General features: G+C 44.7%; 17 protein-coding genes. 12 read left to right on the top strand and 5 right to left on the bottom strand.

Annotated elements, in window-relative coordinates:
- The first annotated feature begins 92 nt into the window (after window positions 1–92).
- Window positions 93–572 (top strand): NlpC/P60 family protein, encoded by a 480-nt coding sequence (locus J4N37_RS07025; protein WP_252042029.1) that lies wholly within the window; start codon window positions 93–95, stop codon window positions 570–572.
- 36 nt (window positions 573–608) lie between these two features.
- On the opposite strand, the gene J4N37_RS07020 is transcribed toward J4N37_RS07025, so the two are convergent.
- The 3 genes from J4N37_RS07020 to J4N37_RS07010 form a co-directional block, all read right to left on the bottom strand.
- Entirely contained in the window at window positions 609–953 is a 345-nt protein-coding gene (locus J4N37_RS07020; RefSeq protein ID WP_010448125.1) for a DUF3802 family protein, read from the bottom strand.
- Between the two features lie 126 nt (window positions 954–1,079).
- Window positions 1,080–2,054 (bottom strand): GGDEF domain-containing protein, encoded by a 975-nt coding sequence (locus J4N37_RS07015; protein WP_252042028.1) that lies wholly within the window; start codon window positions 2,052–2,054, stop codon window positions 1,080–1,082.
- Window positions 2,054–3,025 carry a response regulator gene (locus J4N37_RS07010; protein ID WP_252042027.1) on the bottom strand — a complete coding sequence of 324 codons (972 nt, stop codon included), beginning with the start codon at window positions 3,023–3,025 and terminating at the stop codon, window positions 2,054–2,056. The genes J4N37_RS07015 and J4N37_RS07010 overlap by 1 nt, the downstream gene beginning before the upstream one ends.
- A 224-nt stretch (window positions 3,026–3,249) precedes the next feature.
- Here J4N37_RS07010 and J4N37_RS07005 point away from each other — a divergent pair, with 224 nt between their 5' ends.
- Together J4N37_RS07005 and J4N37_RS07000 are read left to right on the top strand one after the other, a co-directional pair.
- Window positions 3,250–4,116, top strand: a complete 867-nt coding sequence (locus J4N37_RS07005; RefSeq protein ID WP_010448131.1) for a fructosamine kinase family protein — start codon at window positions 3,250–3,252, stop codon at window positions 4,114–4,116.
- Window positions 4,117–4,381: 265 nt separating this feature from the next.
- Window positions 4,382–4,576, top strand: coding sequence for a CPXCG motif-containing cysteine-rich protein (locus J4N37_RS07000; RefSeq protein ID WP_010448133.1), 195 nt, complete (start codon window positions 4,382–4,384; stop codon window positions 4,574–4,576).
- Between the two features lie 92 nt (window positions 4,577–4,668).
- Here the strand turns inward: J4N37_RS07000 and J4N37_RS06995 are convergent, their stop codons facing one another.
- Window positions 4,669–5,280 (bottom strand): riboflavin synthase, encoded by a 612-nt coding sequence (locus J4N37_RS06995; RefSeq protein WP_038884169.1) that lies wholly within the window; start codon window positions 5,278–5,280, stop codon window positions 4,669–4,671.
- Between the two features lie 281 nt (window positions 5,281–5,561).
- Between J4N37_RS06995 and J4N37_RS06990 the strand changes: the two genes are divergently transcribed.
- On the top strand, window positions 5,562–6,932 hold the full coding sequence (locus J4N37_RS06990; protein ID WP_252042026.1) for an MATE family efflux transporter: 1,371 nt from the start codon (window positions 5,562–5,564) through the stop codon (window positions 6,930–6,932).
- Window positions 6,933–7,037: 105 nt separating this feature from the next.
- Entirely contained in the window at window positions 7,038–8,054 is a 1,017-nt protein-coding gene (locus J4N37_RS06985; RefSeq protein WP_252042025.1) for a DUF3080 domain-containing protein, read from the top strand.
- A 7-nt stretch (window positions 8,055–8,061) separates the two neighbouring features.
- On the opposite strand, the gene J4N37_RS06980 is transcribed toward J4N37_RS06985, so the two are convergent.
- Window positions 8,062–8,904, bottom strand: a complete 843-nt coding sequence (locus J4N37_RS06980) for a DNA ligase (RefSeq protein WP_005440958.1) — start codon at window positions 8,902–8,904, stop codon at window positions 8,062–8,064.
- Window positions 8,905–9,221: 317 nt separating this feature from the next.
- Between J4N37_RS06980 and J4N37_RS06975 the strand changes: the two genes are divergently transcribed.
- From J4N37_RS06975 to J4N37_RS06945, 7 genes are all read left to right on the top strand, one after another.
- Window positions 9,222–9,542 carry an STAS domain-containing protein gene (locus J4N37_RS06975; protein ID WP_005440957.1) on the top strand — a complete coding sequence of 107 codons (321 nt, stop codon included), beginning with the start codon at window positions 9,222–9,224 and terminating at the stop codon, window positions 9,540–9,542.
- A gap of 28 nt (window positions 9,543–9,570) precedes the next feature.
- Window positions 9,571–10,419, top strand: coding sequence for an OmpA family protein (locus J4N37_RS06970; protein WP_252042023.1), 849 nt, complete (start codon window positions 9,571–9,573; stop codon window positions 10,417–10,419).
- Window positions 10,416–12,515 (top strand): SLBB domain-containing protein, encoded by a 2,100-nt coding sequence (locus tag J4N37_RS06965; protein ID WP_171305219.1) that lies wholly within the window; start codon window positions 10,416–10,418, stop codon window positions 12,513–12,515. Before J4N37_RS06970 ends, J4N37_RS06965 begins: the two co-directional genes overlap by 4 nt.
- Window positions 12,515–13,204, top strand: coding sequence for an AAA family ATPase (locus J4N37_RS06960; protein ID WP_041055789.1), 690 nt, complete (start codon window positions 12,515–12,517; stop codon window positions 13,202–13,204). The genes J4N37_RS06965 and J4N37_RS06960 overlap by 1 nt, the downstream gene beginning before the upstream one ends.
- Before the next feature lie 12 nt (window positions 13,205–13,216).
- A complete protein-coding gene (locus tag J4N37_RS06955) occupies window positions 13,217–13,600 on the top strand; it encodes an Hpt domain-containing protein (protein ID WP_252042022.1) in 384 nt (127 codons plus the stop codon).
- Between the two features lie 213 nt (window positions 13,601–13,813).
- Window positions 13,814–15,373, top strand: coding sequence for a sigma-54-dependent transcriptional regulator (locus J4N37_RS06950; protein WP_252042021.1), 1,560 nt, complete (start codon window positions 13,814–13,816; stop codon window positions 15,371–15,373).
- Window positions 15,348–16,424 carry a glycosyltransferase gene (locus tag J4N37_RS06945; RefSeq protein WP_171305223.1) on the top strand — a complete coding sequence of 359 codons (1,077 nt, stop codon included), beginning with the start codon at window positions 15,348–15,350 and terminating at the stop codon, window positions 16,422–16,424. The genes J4N37_RS06950 and J4N37_RS06945 overlap by 26 nt, the downstream gene beginning before the upstream one ends.
- Window positions 16,425–16,518 lie beyond the last annotated feature (94 nt).

The raw sequence follows: 16,518 nt of genomic DNA, 5'->3' as shown, positions 1-16,518 counted from the left end.
GTGTGACGTTGCTTTGATTTTCAGCTCATACTATTCAGTGCCTATGACACTAATATTTCACTAAAGAGACAATAGGATTAAATAAAGATAGGATGCGGTATTTATATTTTTCATTATTATTCAGTTTTTTACTTACAGGTTGCACCTCGGCTCCTGACCATGCAAGTACAACAAATAAGAGCCTGAGCTCTGAACAACTGTTAGTCGATACGCCTGAACTGAGTAAATTTTATAATGAGTGGAAAGGTACACCATATCGCTACGGTGGAAATCAGAAAAATGGTATTGATTGCTCCGCCTTTGTGCAAAAAGCATTTGTTGAGGCATACCAATTAACACTACCTCGAACAACTAAGGAACAATCAAATCAAGGTATAAAACTGGATTGGCAAGATGCGAGAATAGGCGATCTTATCTTCTTTAAGACGAAAAGGACAACGTACCACGTAGGCATCTACCTTGGAAATATGCAGTTCATGCACGCATCTACATCCAAAGGTGTGATTATATCGAGGTTAGATAACCCCTACTGGTCATCTAAATTTTGGCAAGTAAGAAGAGTCACCCTGTAACTCTTCTTCTATTAAAAGGACTCAGTGCGACCCAAACTAATCGTATGTCGCGACAGCGGTATCAAATAGGTTCTTAACTAAGGCAATGTATTCGTCAAGGAAGGTAATCTGTTCGTTTGTCGCTTTTCTATGCCAAACGCCCGCAAGCACTTCGCTTAGGTCTTCGACTACAGCATCAGCCTCTTTTAGAAGCTTAAAGCGAACACTTGAGTGAAGCTCAGGGTTCTGTTCAAAGATCGCCATGATGTTGGAGGCAACCATGTCGGTTACTACATCTTCAATGCTTTCTGAACCTGTATCGCCGGTTCCTGAAGTAAAAATATCGAGGTTTAGCGACAAGTGCTCAATTAGAGCCAGATATCCATCGGTTTCTACAACCACTTCTATTCTCCGTTTGGTGCTGGCTTTCACTGTGGAAAGCGAATAGTTTCAATACTAAGACATGCCAAAAAAATTTCATTAACTAATTTCATATATATCAAAATTAGTCAATTAACTGGACGAATATCAACCAATTTTACGCATTTCTTGTTGACTGCATGTTTGGTTTCGCCCGCCTTCTTTTGCACGATATAGTGCTGAATCGGCAGACTTCAGCCATTGAGTATGACTATCAAACTGAGATTTATACTCGCAAACGCCAAGACTTATCGTGTAGTTAATCAAAAACTCTTCAACTTTTACGATTTCTTGCTCAATTCGCTTTCTCAAACGCTCTGCAAAGTACTTTGCTTGCTCCTCACTTGTGTTGGGTAATAGTACAGTAAACTCCTCACCACCAAAGCGACCACAAATGTCACTCCCTCTCGCTGTGCGTTTCAGCAAGTTAGCGGTTCGACGGATCACCTCGTCCCCCGTATGGTGTCCGTATGTGTCATTCACTTTCTTAAAATGGTCGATATCAAAAATAACCAAAGAACATGGGGTTTCCATGCATTTAAGTCTAGCGAACTCTTCTTTAAAAGCTTGTTCCCAAAACGCTCGATTAAATAACCCTGTAAGCCCATCTTTTCTACTGATTTCAGAAAGATGCAAGTTCGTCTCTTTTAAATGGATTCGGTTACGTGCCGTTTCAGAAACATCATTAACTTGTATAGCGATATGATTTATCTCGCCGGAAAGCGAATGCAACGGTGTTATTACGATATCTTGATACATGTAATTACTGCCGTTAGAAACAGGGGAGAAATTCTGAAACTTGAAAAGATAAGGTCGATTCTCCCAACTAGAAAAAGAACGTGTTTCTAGATCCGCTGCGGTTTTGATTTTCGTTTCTAACCACGTTCTCGGTAGGTCTTCAAAATGGTCAAAGAGACAACGTCCCAAAATGTTCTGTGACAATACCCCACTGTATGACTGCATAAAGCCATTCCAGACACACACCTTATACTCTCGGTCAATCACCACCAATCCTGAATCCATCGTATCAAGAATTTGAGTAACCCAGTGAAAGTCAGCAATATCTAACGTAATCTCAGACATCAAATTAGCTCCATGATTTCATATATGATTTCCACAGACGACTTGTCGATTAAGAAAAGGACCTCACACTCAAAATCAAGGGACTCAGCCATGTAAGTGTATTCAATGGTAAAGAGCTCACCAGCCTCTTCACTCTCTTCTTTAAAAGGGGATACAGTGTCAATAATGGCTGGTTGCCGTAAGGAGAATTGCTTGTCGAGTTGGTTCCCCAAAGAGGTGAGGAAAGAAGATACCAAAAGGTTTGCGATGTTTAAGATAATTTCATTCGACGGCGTAAACTCCAGTAAATATCCTAACTTTTCGCCAATGAGATTGATGTCCTTACCGCGCAAACAAACCAGCGCTTCACCATGAACACCACCACCAACGAAACGCTGAGAGACCGCCACAGATCGTTCTCTACCCAAAACATCCACCAATGTCATGTGCAGCTCACCGTATGACAACGGACCGACGTGAGGAACTGGCAATTGTATAAACTCACTCAGGTGGTCAGCCATAATTGCTGCACCTTTCCCTAAGGCGATATTGGCAACTTCACGGAATTTTGCGATTGGAGACAGTGTTGCTGACTTTGTTTGCTCACTTGTACTTGCTGGGCTCATTAACGCATAGTGAAGCCCTAAACGAGTAAACAAAGGCACAATTTCTTGCTCAGAAAACGGTTTTTCCACGAAATCAAGCGCGCCTAACTCAAGACACCTATGCTTTGCTTCTTGCTGTACGTCACCAGAAATGACGACCACTTTTGTTTCATAGGTACTCACTGGCAATGATTCGAGTAGTTCAAAGCCATCCATTACTGGCATAGTCAAATCTAAGAACAAAACGTCTATGTTTTGTTCCATCATAATTTGAAGCGCCTCGTAACCATCCTGAGCTTCGAGCAATTGCAGCGATGGCTCTTGCAAAATAGAACGAATAACCAACTTTCGTGCTACTGCCGAGTCGTCACATATGAGTATTTTCATATCACCTATGGAACTAAAGTCAAAAAAAGAATAATACTCGTTGTATAAAGACACCGCCATATGGTAATGACGTAAATCAGTCACTTATAAGAGACTTGATTCACACTTATGCAATTTATTAACATTTCCAACATATTTTGTTGCCGAAGTTTGCTCTATTACCCGTCAATCCTTCGCCACTTCATCTAAACTATTGGAGGTTAAGTGGATTAGCGGAGTTTTCTATGTGGCAAGCAATAGCTCAACAGCTTTCTGACACCTTACTATTCGAATATCAAATCGCAGAAAAAACGAGGCTTTCAGGTGGCGACATTAGTGAAAGCTATATGATTAACGATGGTGAGCAACGTTACTTCGTAAAGATAAACGAGCGTAATTTCTTCACTAAGTTCGAGCTCGAAGCAGAGAGTCTTCACTTACTCAGAGAAACTTCCACCGTTTTTGTGCCTGAAGTAGTTTTGGTGGGAACAACCAAAACGCACTCATTCATCATCCTAAATTACCTCCCTACAAAACCGCTTGAGGATTCATCAAACAGTTTCAAGTTCGGCCAGCAATTAGCGCAGTTACACTTGTGGGGAGAACAAAAAGAATTTGGCTTTGACAACGACAATTACATTGGTTCAACCCTTCAACCAAACCAATGGCACAAGAAATGGTGCACTTTCTTTGCTGAACAACGAATCGGCTGGCAACTTCAATTACTTAAAGAAAAAGGCATTGAGCTAGTCGATATAGATGATTTTATTGACGTGGTAAAACGCCTCTTAGCCAACCACTCACCTGAGCCTTCACTTCTCCATGGCGATTTGTGGAATGGCAATGCTGCCCTCACCCCTTTTGGTCCAATCTGCTACGATCCGGCAAGTTATTGGGGTGATAGAGAGTGTGACATCGCGATGACTGAATTATTTGGTGGCTTTACACCCGAATTTTATCAAGGTTATGAGTCTGTCTCCCCTCTACCACTTGGCTATAGCGAACGAAAAGACATTTATAATCTTTATCATATACTTAATCATTGCAACTTATTTGGCGGACATTATTTAGAACAAGCTCAAGTGCTAATAAATAAGATCGTCTCATATTGAACATTCGTTGCATATTTAGCATGTAAATCATTTCATATTGTAAAATTTCGACGCATATCACCACCATATAATCCCCCCAAGCTCAACCGTGAGTTTGGGGTCAACTTTTCCACTTATTTCGACTCAATTAGCAACAAGAACACCTAATATTCTTAGTAACTCGGCTTACGTTGTATCTCTGACTCAAAGAGAAAAGCGAGTAAACAAGGGCTGTATTTTCTCTAACACAAAGTATTAAAAGCCCTGCAATACTAGGAGTTTTTGTATGCAAAATTACACAGAAAGACATGTTAAATGCCCCCACTGCGGGCACTCTATTGGCATCACTCTCGATGCAAGTAACGGTAACCAAGAGTTTTATGATGACTGTCCGGCTTGCTGCCATGCCATCCACCTCAACATGAAGGTTGATGAGCTCGAGCAGAAAGTCGAATTATTCATCGATGACAACTACGAGTAGAAACTCATCCCCCCCAATAGAAATAAGAAAAGGAGCCTTAAGTGCTCCTTTATTATTTTCGTTGTTGAAGTGAGTTGGCTATTGCAAGCAGACTAAAGCTGCTTCGCTGCTAGTACGCGCTCTACTGTGTCAACAATCGCTTGCGTTTGCGGGTCGAATTCTACGTTGATGTTTTCACCGACTTGGCGACGACCGAACAATGTTCTTTCTAATGTCTCTGGAATTAAGTGAACAGAGAAACGGTTGTCTTCGACTTCACCAATCGTCAGCGAACACCCATCCAAGCCAATGTAGCCTTTCGCTAGCACATATTTCATAGAATCTTGTGGCAGCGTAAACCAAATCGTACGGTTATTTGGCGTATCAATCACTTCCGAAATTTCAGCCATCAAGCTGATGTGCCCCGACATACTGTGGCCACCAATCTCATCGCCAAACTTGGCGGCGCGTTCAATATTCACGCTATCGCCCTCTGCCAACTCACCAAGATTGGTCAACGCTAGCGTCGCCTGCATTAAGTCAAAGCTGATCTGGGTCCCTTCTATTTTGGTTACGGTGAGGCAGCAACCGTTGTGCGCGACAGACGCGCCAATCTCTAGACCTTCATTTAAAGCGCCTTCAAGCTCCACAACATGAGTTTGAAAACGATCTTTCTTGTCGATATGAACGACTTTAGCCGTACCTTGAACGATTCCTGTAAACATTCTTTTTACCTATTTGTTAGAAGCGACTGATAGCCAAGACAAACGTTCCAAGACGATTTTTACAATCGTCTATCAATTAACCAAAATTCCACATCTTGTGGGTATGGTATCTGAGCATACAATTGTTTATCATCTGCGCGGAGTTCCTCCGAGGCATTTTTTCACCTTATAGTGACTAAAATCAACCATCAGATCAGTTCATCACATCTTTTGTCCTCGAGCGCTCTATATCTTTTCAAACAATTTCTTTTACAACTTATTGTTCCGCTCTGGAGTATTTCGTGCATCGCTATAAAGAAGAAGCATCGAGCCTTATTAAATTAGCAACCCCTGTGTTGATCGCTTCTGTCGCGCAAACGGGGATGGGCTTTGTGGATACCGTGATGGCAGGTGGCGTCAGCGCTACCGATATGGCTGCCGTATCTGTGGCTGCAAGTATTTGGCTTCCATCAATTCTATTTGGTGTGGGTTTATTGATGGCGCTTGTACCAGTAGTTGCTCAACTTAACGGTTCAGGTCGCCGCGTAAAAATCCCATTCGAGATCCAACAAGGCATTGTGCTTGCCCTACTGATCAGCGTTCCAATCATTGGAGTGTTATTCCAAACCCAGTTCATTCTTGGGTTAATGGATGTCGAAGCGGCCATGACAGAGAAAACCATTGGCTATATCCATGCGGTTATTTTTGCTGTACCAGCGTTCTTGCTGTTCCAAACCTTACGCAGCTTTACCGATGGTATGTCGCTAACGAAGCCTGCGATGTTCATCGGCTTTATCGGCTTGATGCTGAACATCCCACTTAACTGGATTTTCGTTTACGGTAAATTCGGCGCACCTGCACTAGGCGGTGTGGGCTGTGGTGTTGCAACCGCGATCGTCTACTGGGTGATGTTTGGCTTACTGCTTCTATACGTGACGACTTCTGCACGACTAAAAAGCATCAACCTGTTTGGCGAGTTCCACAAGCCTCAACTGAAGGCTCAAATTCGTCTATTCAAACTGGGCTTCCCTGTCGCTGCGGCGTTGTTCTTTGAAGTAACGTTGTTTGCAGTGGTTGCGCTTTTGGTTTCGCCACTCGGTTCGATCATTGTTGCCGCGCACCAAGTTGCGATTAACTTCTCTTCACTTGTTTTCATGTTACCAATGAGCGTGGGTGCGGCAGTAAGTATTCGCGTTGGTCACCGCTTGGGTGAAGAAAACGTCGATGGTGCACGTGTCGCTTCTCGCGTAGGTGTGATGGTTGGTCTTGCTCTTGCGATGATGACAGCAATTCTAACCGTTGTGTTCCGTGAGCAAATTGCCCTGCTTTACACCAATAACCCTGAAGTTATCGAACTGGCGATGGTGCTATTGCTGTTTGCAGCGATTTACCAATGTACCGATGCGGTGCAAGTTATTGCGGCAGGTGCTCTGCGCGGTTACAAAGACATGCGCGCGATCTTCAACCGTACCTTTATTGCGTACTGGTTACTTGGTTTGCCAATCGGCTACGTGTTAGGTCGTACAGACTGGATTGTTGAGCCTATGGGCGCACAAGGCTTCTGGCTCGGCTTTATCATTGGTCTATCGTCGGCTGCGTTCCTGCTAGGTATTCGCTTGCGTTGGATGCACCGCCAAGACCCTGAAGTGCAATTGAATTTCTCTCAGCAGTAACTCAAACTTCGACTATCAAATTTTAAAGCCAGCGAACGCTGGCTTTTTTGATCTCTCCCGCGCGTCACAAAGTATACTTATCTAAGTGATTAAAAAGGAAATGCTGTGAGAAATTCACTTGTTGCTACGGCGCTTTTATTATCGACGAGCTTACTCACTGGGTGTAACGAATGGTTTAACCCAGAGAAAGCGGTATTCGAAAAATACAATCAACGCTTAGCAAACGTGTTAGATACATCAGAATCTGAGCTAGAGGCTTCTCCAGCTGTCACTGTTCCTGAGAAAAGAGAACTATTTCAAGAGCTCCCTCGCCTGTCACTTGGCCTACTAGAAAGCTATCAATTACGTCAATGTGGTCTATTCAACTTGCTTGCAGAAAAGAACTCGCAATTGGGTAAAGTACAAGACGCCTTTTACGATTTCGACTATCAAACCAATCTGCTCAGAACGCTGAATGGTTGTTTGAATGAATACCCATTGAGTGACGAAGAGAGCACAAAACTTAACGGGTTGTACGATCAGAAATGGCACCACCTAAGCGTACATCTCGACAATATGTTGCTGACTAGCGATGCCATGCGCAAGCAATTAACCGGCTCTCAATGGTTGCCGATGGAAAGCAAAGACCAAGTCGCCCACGTTCGAGACGCTTTCCTTGCTTTAGATGAAATATACCAAACGCCTTATCGCACCCTTTCTCGCTTACCCGACGTAACGATAGTGAACTATCAAGAAGAGATTGAAAAAACACGTCTCGTTGGACGACTGTATTACACCTTGATTGATGCGACCCATTGGCTAGAACAAACCACACAAATGCTCGAAGCAAACCAAGACAAAATTATTTGTGGTGCTAACCGAGACACCACGCAGTTTCGCTATTTGAGAAACGTATTTCAGTCGATTTATGTCGGCGAGGTACAACCTTACATGGCGTTTGTCGACAGTACTTATCAGCAGCTCGATGGCGGTATTAACTTAGTCGAACAAAGAATGGCCGCACATGGTGCAAATTACGGTATTGAAAAAGCACACGACCAATTTCGACAAAAGACATTGGAGCATGTGCAATTCTGGAAAGACTTATTTAAACGCTGCGGTGTGAGTGTTGGCAATCAGTAGCTTCGATTTATTGAGGAACTCGCTCTCTTAAGAATCGGGCAAATCGTGGTTTTCCATTATGGGTATAGCCGTTAAAACGAAATGTGATTGTCGAGCCGATTCGTGGCGGCGACTTTCTTACATCATCGGTAAAGCCACTGCCAATGTAAAACTCTGTCCCATTGCTCAAACGCACCAATAACGCTCCCATCATTCCCAGTAAACGTCCCGTCCCTGGTTTGTAACCGACCACTAAGGCTTCTGCATCTTCAAAACGTTTGAGCTTGAGTAAATCACTGCCTCTTCCTGCCTGATAACGGCTTGATACCTTTCTCAACATGACACCTTCACCGTCAGATTGCGAAATTTGGTCGAGTTGTTCGAACAAATGTTTCTCATCTTGAATTGCACGATGCTCAACGTACTTAATATGAGGCGCGTCAATCGCAAACACTAGGTCCTGAATGTTGTAGTACCGCTTTCTGTAATCACCGGCCGAATAAGGCATATCAAACAGCATGAAATCGATTCTTTGCCATGCACTGTCTACCGGTGTTCTGTCTAAAACCGTCTGCTGAACAAGATGGAAGTTACCTCGCCCAGCCCACAACTCGCCATCTAAAGGATAATCAGGTAACACTCGGATAAACCAATCTGGCGCGTAAATGCGATTACCATTTCGCGTCACTAAATGTTGTCCCGTCCAATACGCCCGGATGCCATCGAGCTTTTCGCTATACCAGTATTGGGATACGTCTATTCCGTCTTGATAGGAATCGGCAAGTGAAACAGGTGGTAGTAAGTTGGGATCAGCTTGAGGCTGGGCGGAAGCTATTACAGCGAGGGCAATCAATGTCATTCTTAATGGCATGCGGGAACCTTGTACGAAAAAGCACCTCTATTGAACCGTACCTCTCTTTAAACGCCTAACCCACATTTTACGTTCTACGACTCAACGCAATACTCATAAGCAAATGAGTGCAACTACATACATAAAGATCAGATCGAATTAGCATTTATAAACCCCTAAAACGATTCACTTTTTTGATTCTCATATTGAGAAAAACCAGATTCTCAATATGAAACATCCTTCTACACTTATTTAATACCCTGTAATTAAAGGATTTTTTATTTGGCACGTTCCCTGCTCTATCCAAATCAGGAAATCGAATAAATGGAGAAAGCATCATGGAACTACGTAAACTTGAAACCACCCCAAACACGCTAACTATCGAATTTTTTGGTGACCTAGATGCAAAAGGCTGCCGTCAAGCACAACATCAAATTGATGAGGTGATTCACAGTGACGATCACAAGGAAGTAGAAATCAACCTGCAACACGTCCAATTTCTTGATTCTTCAGGGATTGGTGCCATTGTTTATCTATATAAGCGCCTAGTTGAACGTGAGCGTAGCATGATTATTGAAAACGTATCAGGACAGCCATTGGAGATCATGAGCCTGTTACGCATCAATCACGCTATCCCGGTCAATTCAAAAGGTCATTAAAAAAATACCGGTTAATACGGAGGTTGGCATGGTGAATCTTTTACGACAAAGTGTGTTTTGTAGTCTCGTTGTCGGCATGTTTGGTTGCTCAACGTTTAACTACCCTGATCATGGCAAGGGTGGCATGGCTGAAAGCTACCAAGATATTTCTATCGAGAATTATCAGTTTTCACCAGTGATGCCCGACGAGCCTCTTGGCCCTGAGCACGGTTTACGTTTCGATTGGCAGTTAACTAAGTTGCACTTGGATGCTTTGATTCAAGAAGGCGCACGCTGGTGTTTCCCTGCAGCCGTCGTGCAGGCACTTGAGAAACAAAACCGTATCGCTCGTGAGCTGGAAGGCGGACTGCTCCTTGATGCAGCTAACGACATCGTGATTCAGCGCCGACGCCTAAACCAGCTTGAGCTACAACTCGATTACGTATTATCGCAAACTACGTGTAAACCACCGCAAGACATAGAAGCATTGCGCAGTGACCTAAACATCGTTGCGGACATCTATGAACTACTGAACGTAGACAACCAATTCGCTGTCGACTCTGCGGAGATCAACCCAAAATACATGGGACATCTTGCTAAGGCGGCTTATATCCTTCGTGACCATCCATCTTTATCTCTGGTCGTGACCGGGCATGCAGACGCAACGGGCACACCGGAATACAACCAAAAATTAGCTCAAGACCGAGCTGAGCAAGTTAAGCGTTACTTGAACGTATTCGGCATCACCTCTGACCGTGTGCAAACCAAATCTGTGGGCGAAACACTGCCTCTTTACGAAGGGCAAACACCAGCGGTTCGTTTGACTAATCGCCGTGTGAGCATCGAAGTTCTGAATGCTAATTCAGACACAAGCGCAGAAATGGGAGGCACACTATGAGATTCCTCAAAGCCATTACCACCCTAATGATGCTGTGCTTGATTACCATAAATACAGCGTGGGCAGCGGAAGATGACGTGGTTAAAGTCGGCGACTTAGTTCAAATCAACCTTCCCGGCGAAGCATCTCTGAATAAAGGTTTTCAAGTTGATAAACGTGGTCGCATCAATCTGCCAGAAATCGGGCCGGTTTTTGTTGCGGGTTACAACGAGACTCAGCTTCAAAACGTCATTACCGACAACCTTAAAACTGTATTCCGCGATGTTAGTAACGCACGTGTATTCATTAAACAACAACAGCTATTGATTTCAGTACAGGGCTACGTGGTTAAGCCGGGCGAATATACGCTTCCATCTGGCTCCAATATTCAAATGTTTCTGTACGAAGCTGGCGGCCTACGTGCTGGTGCTCAGCTTGATAAAATCATCGTAAAGCGTGGCAACAAGAACATTGAGTTCGACTACAAACGCTTTCTCGATACTGGTGACGACTCAAAACTGCCAACTCTAGAATCATTGGACGTACTCTTCGTCCCTGCTTCACCATTGGTGGGTAACATTGAACAAGAATTCGATGCAGCGAAACTGGCAAACTCAGGCGACAGTGCCGATTCTGCTCGCGCTATAAAAGTATTCGGTGAAGTAAACGCACCGGGATCATTTACCTACAAACCTAACACGACACTTGTCGATGTGGTCATGCGCGCTGGTGGTGTTACCCGTTACGCTAGTGTGGAACAAATCCGTGTTATCACCAACAACACACCGATTATGTTTAATCTGAAGCGCTATCTAGATACAGGTGACCAGAGCTTGCTGCCAGAGATCCTTCCGGGTGCAACCATCTTTGTGCCAAAGCAGGAAGAAGAAATTAAAGCGGGCGCAAACGTGGTTTACGTGATGGGTGAAGTGGCTCACCCTGGTGCCTACGAAGGCAAAAAAGGTGCGAGCTTTATGGACATTCTTGCTAACGCAGGTGGTCCAACACGTTTTGCAGAATCTCGCCAAATCCGCGTTATCAAAGCGGATGGTGGTGTCATCAATTTCGACTTAACCGCTCACACTGAAGGACTGTCTAAACAAAAAGTACCGACGGTTGGTCCGGGTGACGCTATCTTCGTCCCTGAAAAAACCGACATGAATGAAAAGTCATGGCTGAAGGTTGCACCAAGTCGTGCGGTCGCTGTAATGGGTGAAGTGGTTCGTCCCGGTCGTATCGAATGGTCAGACGAAATGGACTTGATCGATTTGATTGCTCATGTGGGCGGACCTACTCGCCGTGCGGACACCAGTAAGATTGAAATCTCCAACAACGGTAAAGTGACCAAGTTTGATTTGGATAAATACATCCTACAAGGCTCACCACATTCTAAGTTGCCAAGGGTTTCAGCAGGAACAGTGGTTCGTGTTCATGCGCTACCAGACGATCCATCAGACAACAAATCACAGTGGGTCAGCCAAAGCTCTGATGCATCAATTTATGTGTTCGGTCAGATCAACGCGCCGGGTCGTTACCGCTTTACTAAAGAGATGCATTTCCTAGATATCTTGTCTGCGGCTGATGGCCCAACCAAAGATGCTGATATTCATAACATCCGAGTGACGCATCGTGGTTTAGGTTACGCAAAAGTGAGCAAACTTAACCTATCACTTTACTTTGAAACTGGCGATGAATCGATTCTGCCAGATGTACGCCCTGGCGATACTATCTACATTCCAGAGAAAGATAAGAACTGGCTAGATCGCTCTAAAGAATCCACAGTTCGCGTTCTGGGTGAAGTACATGCACCGGGTCGCTATGTCTTCAATGACAACATGACCATTCTTGACCTGCTTGCTGAAGCTGGTGGACCGAGTGACAGTGCTTACGTTGAGAAGATCAGTGTGGTTAACATGTCTTGCTGCCAAGGTCAGGCGCGTGTGTTTAACTTGGTTGAATTCAGCAAAACCGCCAACATTTACGACCTGCCTGTGATTCGTGCCGGTGATACGATTTACGTTCCACACAAAGACGAAAGTTTTGCTGAGAAAGCCCGTGCTGGTTTGCGTGACTTGCTACAAATCACCACCACCATAGTGTTAATAGGAGCGCTGTAATGACTATTCCTGCAACACATGCTGAGATTGAGCAAATCTATCTTCAAAGCGAACTCAAGGGCTACAGGTCAATTAGTGTCGTGGCTTGTCAGTCTGAAGATGGGGTTACGTCTGTGGCTTCTGCACTGGCAGAACGCTTGATTCTTGCAGGTCATAAAACACTTTATGTCGACCTGAACCTGTTCAAGCCCGCTTACAGCACGGTTCATGCTTTTGAAGAAGAACCGGAAGAAGTCGGACAATTGATCTCTCGTGAGGAAGACCATCAAACGCTGGTAGGGTTAACCGTCCCTTCCCTTGCGAGCACACAACTTGCCTATCGTGACCCAACCATGTTGCGAAAAGCGGTCGATAAGTGGCTTGAGCAATACGACCGAGTGGTAATTGATACTTCACCGCTGCTGAGCATGAACCGCAGCAATATTCCTGCCCAAGTCGTTGCAGGCGTTTGCGATACTTGTGTACTGGTTGCCAGTTACGGCTCAACGACTACGAGCCAAATCGACCAAGCTAAAAAGCTGTTAGAAACCAGCAATGCCAATCTACTAGGCGCTGTACTCAACATGAAGCACAACGCAGGTTTAAAAGACGAACTGATTCGTCAGGTGAAAAAACTGCGCTTTTTGCCAGAGAAGCTGAAAGCGAAAATATCGAAACAAATAAAGAACAGCGAATTATTTACCTTATAGGGAGCGCGCAATATGAATACTCAAACTGATGTAACGTTGGAGCAAGAATTGGTCGACGAGTTGATTCTTCAGCAAATGATCAAAGACACCTGTGCGGAAATCATGCCTACCTTAATCGAGCACTATATTGAGGAATCTCGTGAGCGCGTCGAAAAGATCCAGCAGGCCCTCAACAGCCAAGACAAAGAAGCGATGGAGTTTGAAGTCCACACACTTGGTAGCTCTGCACTTGCCTTGGGTAATCGCACTCTATCGCGTCACGCTCGCACCATCGAGAAATACTGTGTTGAAGGTGATGTAAAACAAGCTTTTGAGCTTTGCCAATCCTTACCAGAACTGGCAGAACAGTCTTTTACCGCGCTAAACCAAAGAAAAGAGCAAGGGTTTGAAGACTAACAACAAATTTCAGGGATTTAATTAACTAAAAAATAAAGAATTTTCTGCAATCCTCACAGCGTGTGCTAATACTTAAATATAAAGATTCTCAAAATGAGAATCGAGAAGAAGCCATCAGCTTGAGGCAAGAAAAACGAACTTATCATGACAGCATGAACCTCAAGCCGACTTAACGCATTAAAACAACGAATTGAAGAAAGTTGGGAAAGGATTATGAGACCAAGGGTGTTACTGGTAGAAGACTCTACTTCACTAGCCATACTTTATAAGCAATACGTCAAGGATGAGCCTTACGACATCTTCCACGTAGAAACGGGACGTGAGGCGATTCAATTCATTGAGCGCAGCAAACCGCAACTTATCATTCTCGACCTTAAACTTCCGGACATGTCGGGCGAAGACGTGTTGGACTGGATCAATGAAAACGAGGTCCCGACCTCTGTCATCATCGCAACGGCGCACGGTAGTGTCGATCTCGCGGTCAATCTGATCCAGAAAGGCGCTGAAGACTTCCTAGAGAAGCCGATCAATGCTGATCGTTTAAAAACCTCAGTCGCTCTTCACTTAAAACGCGCGAAATTAGAAAATCTCGTCGAGAACATTCAATCGACCTTTGATCGCCACAACTACCATGGCTTCATTGGCTCTAGCCTACCGATGCAAGCGGTATATAAAACCATTGATGCGGTTGCCCCAACCTCTGCAAGCGTGTTTATCGTTGGTGAAAGTGGTACAGGTAAAGAAGTGTGTGCAGAAGCGGTTCACAGACAAAGTGATCGTCGAGACAAACCTTTCATTGCCATCAACTGTGGTGCTATACCTCGTGATTTGATGGAAAGTGAAATTTTCGGTCACGTTAAAGGCGCATTTACCGGCGCAACCACAGACCGTAAAGGTGCAGCAACGCTTGCCCACGGCGGTACACTATTCCTCGACGAACTGTGTGAAATGGAACTTGAAATGCAGAAAAAACTTCTACGTTTTCTGCAAACAGGAACCTACACTCCGCTTGGTGGCACCAAAGAGATGAAGGTGGATGTACGGATTATCTGTGCAACCAACCGAGATCCATTGACCGAAGTGGAAGAAGGTCGTTTCCGCGAAGACTTGTACTATCGTGTGCACGTTGTGCCAATCGATATGCCGCCACTCCGCGAACGTGGTAGTGACATTGTCACGCTAGCTAAGCATTTCTTAACCACATACGCGAAGCAGGATAAGAAGAAGTTCAGCAATATCGACAGCGAAGCCCAACATGTGATTAAGCATTATGACTGGCCAGGCAATGTGCGTCAGTTGCAAAACATCATTCGCAACATAGTCGTGTTGAATGACGATGACAAAGTGACGCTGGCACACCTACCCGCTCAACTGACTCGCAAACCGTCGAAAGCATGCACTGTCACACCACCTCATGTTGAAAGTGCTCAAGTAGCCGCGGTAAATCCAGTCACCGCTGCAACGCCAATGCAATCACAACCATTAGAAAGTGCACCTGTAGAAACATCTGCACAACCGGAGTTCTCCTCAACTATGGTTACGAACGAAGCGCCTCCAGCAAGCCCTGCGGCGCAAGTGTCATCACCTTACTTCAATTCCGATGGCACCATTCGTCCAATGTGGAAAGTTGAGCGAGAGGCGATTCAAAACGCCATTGCGTATTGTGATGGTAACGTGCTTAACGCGGCGGTGATGTTGGAGCTTAGTCCATCCACTGTGTATCGCAAAAAACAAGCGTGGGAAGCGGATGAAGCTAATCTCGAACAATCTTGAGATCCCAGTTGTCGGCGAAGTTTGGATTCTGCTGGATAGCCGCATTTATGGTGGTATTGAAAGCCATGTAGTCGAACTCGGCACTGGCTTGCAGTCCTTTCATGTTAACGTACGAGTTGTGTTGGTGGTGGAATACGATCCACCAGCACCACTTATCAATAAGTTAAACCAAGCTCAAATACCTGTGAGCTATTTGTGGCACCTATGCCCAAAGTCAGAACGGTCGAAAACCATTCCAGTCAAACAAATTACTGGCGCGGTGGCTGAGCATCAACCCAGCGTTATTCACACCCATGGATACAAAGCGGCACTGTTAGCCAGAAGCGCAAAGCTATTCACTCGTAATTTTCCCCGTTTAATCTCCACCTACCACGCCGGTGAAACACCAACGGGCAAAGTTTGGGCGTACGACTGGCTGGACCGATTTTCCGCACGGATCTCTGATCACAGCTTTGCGGTAAGCCAGGCCATTCAAGACAAGGTCCCCACTCAATCAGAATTGCTCAATAACTTTGTTACGATTCCCGAACAGCATTGCCGCTACAAAGAAATCGCATTTGTTGGTCGTCTAAGCCATGAGAAAGGCGCAGACCGCTTCATCGATATTGCCCGTCAAGTTCCTGATATCGAGTTCTCTATTTATGGTGACGGCCCCGAAAAACCGAGACTCGTAGAAAGCGCACCTACCAACGTGATATTTCACGGTCATCAAAGTGACATGGATGCCGTTTGGCGCAATATCAGCATTCTCGTCATTTCATCGCGTTATGAGGGCTTGCCAATGGCGGCGTTAGAGGCGATGGCTCGTGGTATCGTAGTGATAAGCCTCGACGTTGGTCGTCTTCCTGATTTGATCCAAGATGCTCAGAATGGATTCCTCGCTCACGACATTCTTGCTCTAACCGATAAGCTTTATCTTTGGCTGGGAATGGACCACAACAAACAATATCTAATGCGAAATAAAGCTATTGAGACCATCAAAGCACACTATTCCTCTCGCAGCATCATTCCTATTCTGATTGAACGCTACCAAATTGAGAATCATACTTGATGCATATCCGTTCTCAAATTGCGAAGTTCTACGCGTAGCTCTCGAGACCTGTTTGTATTCCATTCAAAAACAAATACTTAAACCAATAGCATAT

Origin of the sequence: Vibrio sp. SCSIO 43153 (assembly GCF_023716625.1) — a bacterium.
GTDB classification, from domain to species: Bacteria; Pseudomonadota; Gammaproteobacteria; order Enterobacterales; family Vibrionaceae; genus Vibrio; species Vibrio rotiferianus.
Note: the sequence above shows the minus strand (reverse complement) of the source record. Positions and strands in the feature narration are given on the sequence as shown.